At 63.4% G+C, this 12,596-nt stretch carries 14 protein-coding genes; 3 read left to right on the top strand and 11 right to left on the bottom strand.

What is annotated here, in order from left to right:
* From ACSFB7_RS26030 to ACSFB7_RS26045, 4 genes are all read right to left on the bottom strand, one after another.
* Window positions 1–273, bottom strand: coding sequence for a DUF4224 domain-containing protein (locus tag ACSFB7_RS26030; protein ID WP_435475245.1), 273 nt, complete (start codon window positions 271–273; stop codon window positions 1–3).
* 23 nt (window positions 274–296) lie between these two features.
* A complete protein-coding gene (locus ACSFB7_RS26035; protein WP_435475246.1) occupies window positions 297–647 on the bottom strand; it encodes a hypothetical protein in 351 nt (116 codons plus the stop codon).
* Between the two features lie 57 nt (window positions 648–704).
* The gene (locus ACSFB7_RS26040; RefSeq protein ID WP_435475247.1) at window positions 705–1,082 is read right to left on the bottom strand and encodes a hypothetical protein; all 378 of its coding nucleotides are present in this window, start codon (window positions 1,080–1,082) and stop codon (window positions 705–707) included.
* Window positions 1,083–1,241: 159 nt separating this feature from the next.
* Complete coding sequence (locus ACSFB7_RS26045) at window positions 1,242–2,240, bottom strand: SDH family Clp fold serine proteinase (RefSeq protein ID WP_435475248.1); 999 nt, start codon at window positions 2,238–2,240, stop codon at window positions 1,242–1,244.
* A 312-nt stretch (window positions 2,241–2,552) separates the two neighbouring features.
* On the opposite strand from ACSFB7_RS26045, the gene ACSFB7_RS26050 reads away from it, so the two are divergent.
* Entirely contained in the window at window positions 2,553–3,416 is an 864-nt protein-coding gene (locus ACSFB7_RS26050; RefSeq protein ID WP_435475249.1) for a class I SAM-dependent methyltransferase, read from the top strand.
* Between the two features lie 4 nt (window positions 3,417–3,420).
* Here the strand turns inward: ACSFB7_RS26050 and ACSFB7_RS26055 are convergent, their stop codons facing one another.
* On the bottom strand, window positions 3,421–4,362 hold the full coding sequence (locus tag ACSFB7_RS26055; RefSeq protein WP_435475250.1) for an NAD-dependent epimerase/dehydratase family protein: 942 nt from the start codon (window positions 4,360–4,362) through the stop codon (window positions 3,421–3,423).
* 55 nt (window positions 4,363–4,417) lie between these two features.
* Between ACSFB7_RS26055 and ACSFB7_RS26060 the strand changes: the two genes are divergently transcribed.
* Window positions 4,418–5,482, top strand: coding sequence for a CDP-6-deoxy-delta-3,4-glucoseen reductase (locus tag ACSFB7_RS26060; protein ID WP_435475251.1), 1,065 nt, complete (start codon window positions 4,418–4,420; stop codon window positions 5,480–5,482).
* A 113-nt stretch (window positions 5,483–5,595) separates the two neighbouring features.
* Window positions 5,596–6,573, top strand: coding sequence for a Bug family tripartite tricarboxylate transporter substrate binding protein (locus ACSFB7_RS26065; protein ID WP_435475252.1), 978 nt, complete (start codon window positions 5,596–5,598; stop codon window positions 6,571–6,573).
* Window position 6,574: 1 nt separating this feature from the next.
* On the opposite strand, the gene ACSFB7_RS26070 is transcribed toward ACSFB7_RS26065, so the two are convergent.
* From ACSFB7_RS26070 to lolA, 6 genes are all read right to left on the bottom strand, one after another.
* Window positions 6,575–7,336: an ABC transporter ATP-binding protein gene (locus ACSFB7_RS26070; RefSeq protein ID WP_435475457.1), complete on the bottom strand. Its 762-nt coding sequence runs from the start codon at window positions 7,334–7,336 to the stop codon at window positions 6,575–6,577.
* A 16-nt stretch (window positions 7,337–7,352) separates the two neighbouring features.
* Window positions 7,353–8,126, bottom strand: a complete 774-nt coding sequence (locus ACSFB7_RS26075; protein WP_187108192.1) for an ABC transporter ATP-binding protein — start codon at window positions 8,124–8,126, stop codon at window positions 7,353–7,355.
* Window positions 8,127–8,143: 17 nt separating this feature from the next.
* Complete coding sequence (locus tag ACSFB7_RS26080) at window positions 8,144–9,352, bottom strand: branched-chain amino acid ABC transporter permease (protein ID WP_435475253.1); 1,209 nt, start codon at window positions 9,350–9,352, stop codon at window positions 8,144–8,146.
* Between the two features lie 13 nt (window positions 9,353–9,365).
* Window positions 9,366–10,295: a branched-chain amino acid ABC transporter permease gene (locus ACSFB7_RS26085; RefSeq protein ID WP_187108190.1), complete on the bottom strand. Its 930-nt coding sequence runs from the start codon at window positions 10,293–10,295 to the stop codon at window positions 9,366–9,368.
* A gap of 240 nt (window positions 10,296–10,535) precedes the next feature.
* Window positions 10,536–11,825, bottom strand: coding sequence for a replication-associated recombination protein A (locus ACSFB7_RS26090; RefSeq protein WP_435475254.1), 1,290 nt, complete (start codon window positions 11,823–11,825; stop codon window positions 10,536–10,538).
* 20 nt (window positions 11,826–11,845) lie between these two features.
* Window positions 11,846–12,478 carry an outer membrane lipoprotein periplasmic chaperone LolA gene (gene lolA / locus ACSFB7_RS26095; protein ID WP_435475458.1) on the bottom strand — a complete coding sequence of 211 codons (633 nt, stop codon included), beginning with the start codon at window positions 12,476–12,478 and terminating at the stop codon, window positions 11,846–11,848.
* Window positions 12,479–12,596: the final 118 nt, after the last annotated feature.

The following is a 12,596-nucleotide window of genomic DNA, read 5'->3' on the forward strand; positions in this document are numbered from 1 at the left end:
TCAAGTCTCTTTCTTCGGTCGATTCAGCTTTCTCTTGCTCAGATGCTCGAGCATCCCCTCAACGTTTGGCTGTGTGCGAGGGTCGAACGCGGGCGCGGCGTTTGGACCGATCCGTCCGCTCAGCACCCACTCCGCATGCGAGCGCACCACCAGCGGCTTTCCATTGGGCTTCTCGTTCACGACCATGCCAAAGGCACGGAGGAAGCGCTTTTGCGCAGCGGACGACTTCAACGGCGCACAGATCTCGGCGATCTCGGCATCGGTGAGGAACATGGGTGATGTCAAAGGGCAATCCTCTATCGATCTACGGGCGCCGCAGTTGATGCGCCTTCGATCCACCTGTTGTATGCCTCTGGGTTGATGTAAATGTTTCCGTCCGGGCCAATGCGGCATTGCACACCGTCCGTCCAGATCCGCTTGCGGCGCCTGGCGTGCACGGCGTCGGGCGTGTCGCCGGTGACTTCGCAATGCTTCTTCAGCTTGATCCAGCGGTAGCCTGATTCGCTTGCACCTAGAGCTTCCACTTTCCTACCTGCGATCTTCTCGGGCGTGTGCACCACCGCATGCTCGCCACGCTTCATCTCCTCAACGGAGCGCAGCAAAGCTGCGGCGAACAGTTCGATCTCGTTAGCTTGGGCTTTTCGCATTCGACAGCTCCTTCACGCGGAGGGCCTTCAGGTCAAACTACCCTTTCGGCGTCCGCCTCAACCGCGGCGTTGCATCTGGTCCCCACGAGCACTCTCGAGGCCGGCTTGAATCCAAGCTCGCTGATCCAAGCCGACCACGGCGGTCAACGGCGCCAGTTCCTTGAGAGTTGCGAGCAACGCGGGAAAATCGTCGGCGACGAATGTAGCGATGCTTTGGTGCACGCCCATCAGGTCGATGTAGTAGCGAGGTCGATCCCGCTCTTCGGTTTCGTAGATCGTGATTTCTGCACCTCCACCCGCGTCGACAGCAGAGCTGCAGACGGTGACCGTGTAGCCCGCAGCGCGGATGCACTCCTCCACTGAGCCTTCGTCGTGGCTCTCAGTTGGATCTGGCATCGGCTGCAGTGCACCGCCAACTAGCTTGTAGCAATCCATGATCTTCTCCTTGTGAGCTGAAGTATCGCCGCAGCCCTGTTGCGAAATACGAATGCACGCCCTTAGGTTTGATGATCTCGACGCTCATGAAAAAGCCGCCTCAAGGGCGGCCATTCCACGTTGCTGGTGCAACTCTATACAAGCAACTCGCGGATCTGCTTAGGCAGTTCCTTCTTCGGGACTTGCGGCCCCGTTTGTGCGGGAAGGTTGTTCCGGGGCAACGTGGCCTTCGCCACTTCCATCGATCGCTGATTCGCTTGGCGCATCGCTTGCTGAACCATTGAAGCCGTTTGATGTGGTCTCACCATGCTCTCCTTGAAGTTGCAAAGAAAAAGTGAACAGGCGGACATCCGGAGTAGCGCTGAACATGTTGGGCGCCATCTGGGCCTGCAGAGACTCGCATATTTGCGATAGTACACCGGTGGGCTGTACCACTGACGTAAAGATCGTGCGAGCTTCCTTCCTGTCGATAACGAAGTCGTGGGACGGGTAGCCGACAACAAGTCGTTGAAGGCCGCCCACACGCAAGTTCTTGCTGGCTTCGTCCAACCGATTTCCATAGGCGAACGCGATCTCCAATGCCCGCTGCATCTCGGCCAGGCGCATCGGATCAATCTGCGAAAAGATCGGACCGAAAAGGCCTGTGGTCAGCTTGGACGAAATATCAGACGCGAGCCGTGTCGAAATGCCAACATCTTCAGTAAGTTCACGCAGCGACGTTCGGAACCCGTCGAGTGCTTGAGTCTTAAGGTAGTTGACCGCTTGAACGATGTCCAAACCCGAGTTGCGCCCAACGATTTCGTCGTTTTTCTTGACCTGAACATCCAACGGCCCAAGCTCACTCTTGTCTGCCAAGTAGAGACGGGATGCACCGATGGCAATCAGCGTACCGGCGCTTTTGCAATATCGAGGGATCAGCGCGTCGAAAGTGCCGTAGACATGCTGTAGTGCCCGTGCGATGCGGAAGCCACTGTGCGCGTCTCCCCCAGGGCTCGCGATAACCAGAAGAGCCCGCTCCGAGCGCTTGGTCTCGAGTGCTGCACATATTGCGTCGTAGCCGGACGGCATCACCATTCCGCTATAGGTAATGATGTCCGTAGTGCCCATCTGCGAAGAAACGGGGCCAGGGTCGCTCTGTTCGTTCATGTAACCGATCATGTCTACATTCCGCAGGGTGCAACATAGGTGATTGGACCTACGCCCGGCGCCGGGCGGCGCGACAAAAGCGGCGCGCCGTTTTTCGCAACGGCAGAGACGCTTTGCATTTTGTCGGCACTTATGTCGGCACTTTAAAACTCGAAATTTGCAAAAGTTAGTATTCATGCGGTCTGCAGGTCATTCTGCGATTCCGGCCCCGGCACCACGCATTTAGCGCCAAAACTCGATGGCACTCGGAGCACCCTCGCGAAATGCAGTCTGCGAGCGGTAAACTGCACCAATTTGGATCAGAAAAATTGGGACCCGAGGGACATGAGCATCGTAGAAAAGGCCATCCGCAAATTGCGCATGGCGACATTGAAATGGCAGAAGCCGTCGGCACCGCCCGCGCTTGATGCCCACCCCATAGAAACCCCACCCGATACCGAACATGCAGACGAAGGCCTTGTGCTTTCAGGCGTGTGCTCTGTCTGCGGCACGGCCGCCCGCTTTACCGGGTTTACCGACAATCCGCGTGAATCGGGCCGCTGCTCGAATTGCCAGTCGTTCAACCGACAACGACAGATGGCCTTTACGATCCGCGAGCAATGCGAGCTGCCTCAACGGGGAGGCTGGCACTTTCCGCCCGGCTTCACCATCTACAACACCGAGACGACGGGGGCACTGCATCTGCAACTGGCCGAACTGCCCAACTATCTGTGCTCGGAGTACTTCGGCGACGAATACAAGTCCGGTGAGATGGTCGATGGTCGTCGCCATGAAGACCTTCAGGCCCTGTCTTTTACCGATAACCTGCTCGACCTCGTGATGACGAGCGACGTGATGGAGCACATGCCGGAGCCCTACGCAGCGCATGCGGAAATCTTCCGTGTACTGAAGCCCGGTGGACGCCACATCTTCACGGTGCCGTACAGCCCGCTGCTTGCCGAGGATCAGGTCCGCGCCAAGATCGTCGATGGGGAAATCGTCTACCTCGAAGAGAAGGCCTTTCATGGCGACCCAGTACGGCCCGATGAAGGCGTGCTGGTCTGGACGATTTTCGGCCTGAACATGCTCGACCGTCTGCGCTCTATCGGCTTTGAGGCCTCGCAGTGGGATCTCGACGAGCCGGCATACGGCATCGTCGGTCCCGGCGCGCTGACGTTCGAGGCCAGAAAGCCACTCGCAGCAGCCTAAGCCGCTACCGGCTGGTGCTCTCCTTGAGCAGGCCGGTATGCACCGTCGGATGCGCCAGCCGCACGCGCAGCTCCCTCTTGAGCCGCGTGTTGTCCAACCGGCGCGATTCCCCCATGAAACTCAGCAGCTGCAGCGGCAACTGCCGCTCGGCCTCATCGCGGGCCACGCGCTGCGGGCGCTGAAGGCCATAGAGATCGGCCGCCAGGTCCATGTAGTCGCCCATCCGCAACTCGGTGTCGTCCGACGCATGCACGATGCGCTGCGGCCGGCCGCGGAACAGCGCGGCCTCGCAGGCGCGCGCCAGGTCGTCGGCGTGGATGTGGCTGGTGTAGACGTCGTCCTCGCGCCGCAACACCGGCGTGCCGCGCTGCAAACGCCCGCGTGGCGTGCCGTTTTCGCGATCCGGCGCATAGATGCCCGGAATGCGCAAGATGCTCGCGCGCAGGCCCGTGCTGCGGCCCAGCCAGCGCACGGCACGCTCGGCATCGACGCGCCGGTGGGAACGCGGCGTATCAGGCCGCACGCCGCGCGTTTCGCTCACGCGCGCACCGCCACAGTCGCCATAGACGCCGCTGGTCGACCCGTACACGAAGGCCGATGGCACCGAGCGCAGCCGCAGCGCACGCACCAGCGATGTGGTGCGCTGGTCGCGCCACCAGGCGGCACCGCCATCCCGCGCGGGCGGCGCCAGGTGCAGCACGCGCGTGGCAATGCCAGCCAGGCGGCGCAGCGTGGCGACATCGTCCAGATTGCCCACCAGCGGGCGAATTCCGGCCGCGCGCAGGGCCGCCACCCGGTCCGCCGAAGAAGTGAGCGCCACCAGTTGCATGCGCCCTTTCAGGTCACGCGCGACACGCTGGCCGACGTCGCCGCAACCGACGATCAGAAGGCGCTCCCGCCGGAACCGCGCTGGCAGCGCGCCGGAGGGACTATTGATTGAAGGCAAAATCCCGTTTCCTTTCCCTTTCAGACACAGGCTGAAAACAAGCCGAAGAATACCGATGACTGTTGCAGCACCGCATGAAGCGGGCTTTTCCATCACCGTCGAGCCCAGCGGGCGCCATTTCGTGGTGCAGGGCGACGAGACCATCCTCGCAGCCGGCATCCGGCAAGGCATCGGCCTTCCCTATGGCTGCAAGGACGGCGCCTGCGGCTCCTGCAAGTGCAAGAAGCTGTCGGGAGAGGTCACCCTCGGCCCCCACCAGAGCAAGGCCCTGAGCGCCGAGGAACAGTTGGCCGGCTTCGTATTGACCTGCTGCGCCCACGCCAAGAGCGACGTCGTCCTCGAATCGCGCCAGGTGACCGAAGCCGGAGCGCTCCCGATCCGCAAGATGCCGGTGCGGGTGCTGGCCCTGACCCGCCAGTCGCACGACGTGATCATGCTGCGCCTGCAGTTGCCGGCGGGCGAGCCGCTGCAGTTCCATGCGGGCCAGTATGTGGAGTTCATCCTGCGCGACGGCGCGCGCCGCAGCTATTCGATGGCCAATGCGCCGCACACGCTGAGCCAGCCGGGCACGGGCATCGAGCTGCACCTGCGGCACCTGCCCGGCGGCAAGTTCACCGACCATGTCTTCGGCGCCATGAAGGAAAAAGAGATCCTGCGCATCGAAGGCCCCTTCGGCAGCTTCTTCCTGCGTGAGGACTCCGACAAGCCGATGATCCTGCTCGCCTCGGGCACCGGCTTCGCGCCGATCAAGGCGCTGCTGGAGCACATGAAGTTCAAGGGCATCGATCGGCCCGCCGCGCTCTACTGGGGCGGCCGCCGACCCCAAGACCTCTACATGGACGAATGGGTGCGCGGCCAACTGGCCGAGATGCCGAACCTGCGCTACGTGCCGGTGATTTCCAACGCGACGCCCGAAGACAACTGGACGGGCCGCACCGGCTTCGTTCACCAGGCGGTGCTGGAAGACTTCGCGGACCTCTCGGGCCATCAGGTCTACGCCTGCGGCGCGCCCATCGTGGTCGACTCGGCCAAGCGCGACTATGTGGCGCTGGCGGGCCTGCCCGAGGAAGAGTTCTTTGCCGACGCGTTCACCACGGAGGCCGACAAGGCCATTCCCTAAGCGACGACGCGCACGTCGCGTCGCAGCGCCCGACAAGGGGCAACGCCGACGGCTCGACGGGGCCTGCTCCGCGGTGTTCCCGTGTCCATGAGATGTTGAAATCCGAGAAAAAAATGAAAACGCGACACTTCCTCCTGACCCTGCTTGCCAGCACCACCGCCTTGCTGGGCGCCGGCCAGGCCAACGCCCAGCAGCAACGCCCGATCCGCCTTGTGGTTCCGTACGCCGCGGGTGGCCCGATCGACAACACGGCGCGCATCCTGGCCGAGCGCGTCAAGGACACGCTGGGCCCGGTCATCATCGACAACAAGCCGGGCGCGGGCGGCAACATCGGCGCCGACATCGTGGCGAAGGCGCCCGCCGACGGCCTGACGATCGGCATTGCGGCCACGGCCACCAATGCGGTCAATCCGTGGCTGTACAACAAGATCCCGTTCAACGCCGCGACCGACTTCGCGCCGATCACGCAGATGGTCCGCGTACCCAACGTGCTGGTGATGAATGCCGACACGGCCAAGCGCCTGCACATCAACACGGTGGCCGACCTGATCCGCTACGCGAAGGCCAACCCCGCCAAGCTCAACTACGGCAGCGGCGGCAACGGCAGCGCCGGCCATCTGGCGGGCGAGCTGTTCAAGAAGGAAGCCGGCATCTTCGCCGTGCACATTCCGTACAACGGAGGCAGCCCGGCGCAACTGGCGCTGATCTCGGGGCAGGTCGATTTCAACTTCGACAACCTGGCCACCGCTGCGCCGAACATCCGCTCGGGCAAGCTGAAGGCGATTGCGGTGACGACCCTGCAGCGCAGCAGTTCACTGCCTGATGTGCCACCGGTGGCCGACACGATCAAAGGCTTTTCGATCGACACCTGGTGGGGTTTGGTGGCACCCGCCGGCACGCCGCACGATGTGGTCGTGAAGCTCAATCAGGCCTTCGTCGCCGCGCTGAACGCGCCGGAAACGAAGACCCGTTTTGCCTCATTGCTTGCAGAGCCGGTGGGCAACTCGCCCGAGCAGTTCGGCGCCTTCATGAAGAGCGAACTGGGCAAGTACGAGAAGGTGGTCAAAGCCACCGGCGCAAAGGTCGACTGAGTTATTCGCCCAGGTACGCGGCCCGCACGCGCGGGTCGCGCAGCAGTTCCTTGGCGTCGCCGTCCATCGTGATGAGCCCCGACTCCATCACGTAGCCACGGTCCGCCAGTTGCAGCGCGCGGTTGGCGTTCTGCTCCACCAGCAGGATCGTGACGCCCTGCGAGGCCACGGTCTGCACCACCTCGAAGATCTTGTCGCACATGATCGGCGACAAGCCCATGGTGGGTTCGTCGAGCAGCAGCACCTTGGGGCGCGCCATCAGCGCACGACCCATGGCCAGCATCTGCTGTTCGCCGCCCGACATGGTGCCGGCCAGTTGGTCCTTGCGCTCGCGCAGGCGCGGGAAGGTGACGAACACGCGCTCCATGTCGCTGGCGATGGCGGCCTTGTCCTTGCGGATGTAGGCACCGATCTGCAGGTTCTCGGTGATGGTCATGCGCGTGAACACGCCACGGCCTTCCGGCACCATCACAAGGCCCTCTTCCACCAGGTCCCACGCGCCACGGCCCTTGATGCTGCGGCCCAGGAATTCGATGTGCCCGGCGCCCGCCGGCAGCGTGCCGGTGATGGCCTTCATGGTGGTGGTCTTGCCGGCGCCGTTGGAGCCGATCAGCGACACCAGCTCGCCTTCGCGCACTTCGAAGTCCACGCCCTTGACGGCCTGGATGCCGCCGTAGCCGACCTTCAGGCCATTGACCTTCAGCAAGGTCTTGCCGACAGCCTTGGCTTGTGCCGCGTTCGATACGGTTTCTTGTTCGCTCATGGTTGCGGTGCTCATATCAGTGGCCTCCGGTGCCGAGGTAAGCCTCGATCACCTTTTCGTTCTTCTGCACCTCGGCCGGCGTGCCTTCGGCGATCTGCTTGCCGTAGTCCAGCACGGTGACGCGGTCGCACAGGCCCATGATGAGCTTGACGTCGTGTTCGATGATCAGGATCGTTCGGTCGTCCTTGCGGATGCGGTCGATCAGCTCACGCAGCAGGATCTTCTCGGTCAGGTTCATGCCGGCGGCCGGCTCGTCGAGCGCGATGAGCTGCGGGTCGGTGGCCAGTGCGCGTGCAATTTCCAGCCGGCGCTGGTCGCCGTACGACAGCGTGCGCGCCTTGTAGTCGGCGAACTTGCCGATGCCCACGTAGTCGAGCAGCTCGTGCGCGCGCTTGGCGATGGCGGCCTCTTCGGCCTTGAAACTGCCGGTGCGCAAGATTGCGCCGAACACGCCCGAATGGGTGCGAATGTGGCGCCCGACCATCACGTTCTCCAGTGCCGTCATTTCAGCAAAGAGGCGGATGTTCTGGAAGGTGCGCGCAATGCCGGCCTTGGCCACTTCATGCACGGCCGTCGGCTGGTAGGGCTTGCCGGCCAGCTCGAAGCTGCCGCTGTCGGGCGTGTAGAGCCCGGTGATCACGTTGAAGAAGGTGGTCTTGCCGGCGCCGTTGGGCCCGATGAGCCCGTAGACCTGGCCGCGCTTGATGGTGATGCCCACGTCCGAGAGGGCCTGCAGCCCGCCGAAGCGTTTGGAGATGCCGCGAACGTCGAGGATGGTTTCTGTCGTCATGTCTGTGTCTCCTGCGCTCACGGATTGATGGACATGGGACGCGAAGCCGAACCCGGCAATTCGTCGGCGGGCGTGTCGATGCCCGGCGCATGCGTTTGCAGCGAGCCCGGCGCCACGGCGGCATGGGTCGGATCGACCGGCACGCCGCCCTTCTTGGTCAGCGTCTTGCCATGCTCCGGCGAAGGCCAGAGGCCGCGCGGGCGCAGCAGCATGATGACGATCATGGCCAACGCAATGAAGAGCTGGCGCAGGATGGACGCATCGAGACGGCCATCGGTCAGCGACTGCAGCGGGCCGGCCACATAGCGCAGCACTTCAGGCAACGCGGCCAGCAGCACGGCACCCAGGATGACGCCGGGCAGGTGCCCGATGCCGCCGAGCACCACCATCGCGACGATCATCACCGACTCCATCAGGCTGAAGGACTCGGGCGACACGAAGCCCTGGAAGGCCGCGAACATCGCGCCCGACACGCCACCGAAGCTGGCGCCCATGCCGAAGGCCAGCAGCTTCATGTTGCGGGTGTTGATGCCCATGGCCTTGGCGGCGATTTCGTCTTCGCGAATGGCCATCCAGGCGCGGCCGATGCGCGAGATCTGCAGGCGGTGCGAAACGATCACCGTGCCGATCACGAGCGCAAGAAACAGGTAGTAGTAGAGCGAGACCGACGAGATCGTGAAGCCGTCGAACTTCCATGCCTTGCCGAGGTCGAGCCCCCAGAACTTGATGGAGTCGATGGCGGTGATGCCCTTCGGACCGTTGGTGATGTTCACCGGCTGGTCGAGGTTGTTCAGGAACACGCGGATGATTTCACCGAAGCCGAGCGTGACGATGGCCAGGTAGTCGCCGCGCAGCTTGAGCGTGGGTGCGCCCAGCAACACGCCAAGGCATCCGGCCACCACCAGCGCCAGCGGAATCACGATCAGCAGCGAGGTGTGCATGCCGTTCGGGAACATCTGGGCGAACCAGGGGAAGGTCTCGGTCAGGTGCGACGAGCCCATCAGCGCGAAGAGATAGGCCCCCACCGCGAAGAAGGCGACGTAGCCCAGGTCGAGCAGGCCGGCGTAGCCGACCACGATGTTCAGGCCCAGTGCGAGCAGCACGTAGAGCAATGCGATGTCGGCGATGCGCACCCAGGCGTTGCCCTGCATCTGCAGCAGCAGCGGCAGCGCGAGCACGAGGACGATGCCCACGATGTAGAGAGCGAGGTTCTTGCTGTTCTTCATGATGCGTCGCTCCTCAGGCACGGTCCGCCACGCGCTCGCCGAGCAGGCCCGAGGGCCGCAGCGTGAGCATGACGATCAGCACGATGAACGCGAAGATATCGCTGTAGTTGCTGCCCAGCACACCGCCCGTGAGGGTGCCGATGTAGCCGGAGCCGATGGCTTCGATGAGGCCGAGCAGGATGCCGCCGACCACCGCGCCGGCCAGGTTGCCGATGCCGCCGAACACGGCTGCAGTAAAGGCCTTCAGGCCAGGCAGGAAGCCCATCGCGTGTTGCGCGATGCCGTAGTTGGAGGCGTACATCACACCCGCGATGGCCGCGAGGATGGCGCCGATGATGAAGGTGGCCGAGATGACCATGTCGGGGCGAATGCCCATCAGCGCCGCAACGCGCGGGTTCTCGGCGGTGGCGCGCATTGCGCGGCCGAGCTTGGTGTAGTTGACCACCCACATCAGCACCACGAGCGAGAAGGCCGTGACGCTGAGGATCATGACCTGCGTGGGAGAGATGACTGCGCCACCCACGTGGATCGGATCGGTCGGCAGTAGGTTGGGGTAGGCCTTGTTGGTCGGCTTCCAGATGATCATGGCCAGCGTCTGCAGCAGGATCGACATGCCGATGGCGGTGATGAGCGGCGCGAGCTTGGGGCTGTTGCGCAGCGGCCTGTAGGCCACTTTCTCGATCACGAAGTTGAGGGTTGCCGCAACGATGCAGGCAATGATCAGCGCGATGAGGAGGATCAGCCAGCCCGGTGTGTTGGGCATGCCGTCCTTCATGAGACCGATGATGGTCCAACTGGTGAGTGCCCCCACCATCAGCACTTCCCCGTGCGCAAAGTTGATCAGGTTGATGATGCCGTACACCATGGTGTAGCCCAAGGCTATCAAGGCATACATGCTGCCGAGAACCAGACCGTTGATGATCTGCTGCAGCAATATTTCCATAACGCGATTCCTATGTGTTGCACCGATGCGGGGTGCCATGCACCCACCGAGGCACCGGTTTGGCGCCCTTGGCTTGACAAGCAAAAAACCAGCCAACATGTGTCGCTGGCGGATTAGTGGGCGGGATTGTAAGCACGCACCAGCGCTGGTTTGGTGCGTGTTGACCGGGGTTTACCCGCTCACCTCATGCTGTATGCGCGTGAGGTCATGCGCTGTGCGAGCGCATGTTGCAAGACAGTATCAGTCGTCTCGTTCGGCGTTTCGGCGGCGCAGTTCGCGCAGCTTTTCGGCGATGCGGATTTCGAGTCCGCGCTCGACCGGCTCATAGAAAACCTGACCTTCCAGGCCCTCGGGAAGGTAGCGCTCGCCGGCGGCGAAACCGCCCTCTTCGTCGTGCGCATAGCGGTAACCCTTGCCGTAGTCGAGCTCCTTCATGAGCTTGGTCGGCGCGTTGCGCAAGTGCATGGGCACCGGGCGGGTGCTGTCCTTCTTGATGAGGGCGCGCACCGCGTTGTAGGCCTTGTAGACCGCGTTCGACTTGGGCGCGATCGCAAGGTAGACCACGCATTCGGCCAGCGCGAGTTCGCCTTCGGGCGTGCCCAGGCGCTCGTAGACCTCGGCCGCATCGAGCGCCAGCCGCAGCGCGCGCGGATCGGCCAGGCCGATGTCTTCGCTCGCCATGCGCACCAGCCGCCGCGCCATGTAGCGCGGGTCGGCACCACCGTCGAGCATGCGCACGAACCAGTAGAGCGCGGCATCGGGATCGCTGCCGCGCACCGACTTGTGCAGCGCGCTGATGGTGTCGTAGAACTGCTCGCCGCCCTTGTCGTAGCGGCGCATGCGCTCGCCGAGCACTCGCAGCAGCCATTCGTCGTTGATGCGCTCGAGCTTCTCGGCGCGGGCCGCGACGGCCAGCGTTTCGAGCGTGTTGAGCAGGCGGCGTGCATCGCCGTCGGCATAGGCCACCAGACGGTCGACGGCCGTGTCGTCGATCGCGGGCACAGCTTGTATCGCCTGGGCCCGCGTGACGATCTGCTTGAGATCGGCTTCATTGAGCGACTGCAGCACGTAGACGGCGGCGCGAGACAGCAGGGCCGAGTTGACCTCGAAGGAAGGGTTCTCGGTGGTCGCGCCGATGAAGGTGAAAAGGCCCGACTCCACATGCGGCAGGAAGGCATCCTGCTGGCTCTTGTTGAAGCGGTGCACCTCGTCGACGAAGACGATCGTGCGCTGCTGCTCCAGCCCGTCGCGCGCGGCCGTGGCGCGCTCCACCGCCTCGCGGATGTCCTTCACGCCGCCGAGCACCGCGCTGATGCTCAGGAACTGCGCGTCGAAGGCATCGGCCATGAGCCGCGCGATGGTGGTCTTGCCAGTGCCCGGCGGGCCCCAAAGGATGCAGGAATGCGGCTGGCCCGACTCGAAAGCGATGCGCAAGGACATGCCCGGCCCCAGCAGGTGCTGCTGGCCAATCACTTCGCCCAGCGTCTTGGGACGCAGGCGCTCGGCGAGGGGTTGGTGGGCGGTAGCCAAGCCTGTCGTGCTTTTCTTGCTTATTGCTTGACGACATCCGCGCCCGCAGGCGCCTTGAAGTCGAACACGCTGGCAGGCAGCGAAGGATTCACTTCGACCTTGCTGAACTTCAGCACCGAACGCTGGCCGAAGCTGTCGAGAATTTCGAGCGCCGCCAGTGCCTCGCCCTGAAAGCCGACCTGCACGCTTTGCAGCTGGCCATCCTTGTTCTTCGGCGTGGCCTTGACCCATTGCAGCCCATCGCGCTCAGGCGCGGCTTCCAGCGCGAAATCGGCCTGCAACGCGCGCAGATCGGGCGCCGCCGCGATCAGCGCGGCGGGCGTGGAGCCCAACGCCTGCGCCTGGGCGCGCTGCGTGACCTGGTTCAGGTCGGCGTCGTAGAGCCACAGCGTCTTGCCGTCAGCCACGATGACTTGCGCAAAAGGCTTCTGGTAGTCGAACTTGAATTTGCCCGGGCGCTGGAATTCGAAGGTGCCGGTCGACGTCTTCACGCGGCCCGGCTGCCCTTCGCGCGCAGGCGCGGTCACGGTCTGGGTGAAATCGGCGCGGCCCGACTTGACCGTCTTCACGAAGGTTTCGAGGCTTTCAAGCCCGCCGGCCCATGCGTTGGCGGAACTGAGAAGGCCGATCAATAGCCAATGACGCAATTTCAATTTGGATTCCTCGGAAAAGCTGTGGCACCGGGCATCGACCCTACACGCCGCGAATTGAAGCAGGTGCAGGTCTTCATGAAGATTTGCAACGCCGAATGCGTGTTTTTGCAAATTGCCT

Origin of the sequence: Variovorax raffinosi (assembly GCF_051216615.1) — a bacterium.
Taxonomy (GTDB): Bacteria; Pseudomonadota; Gammaproteobacteria; order Burkholderiales; family Burkholderiaceae_C; genus Variovorax.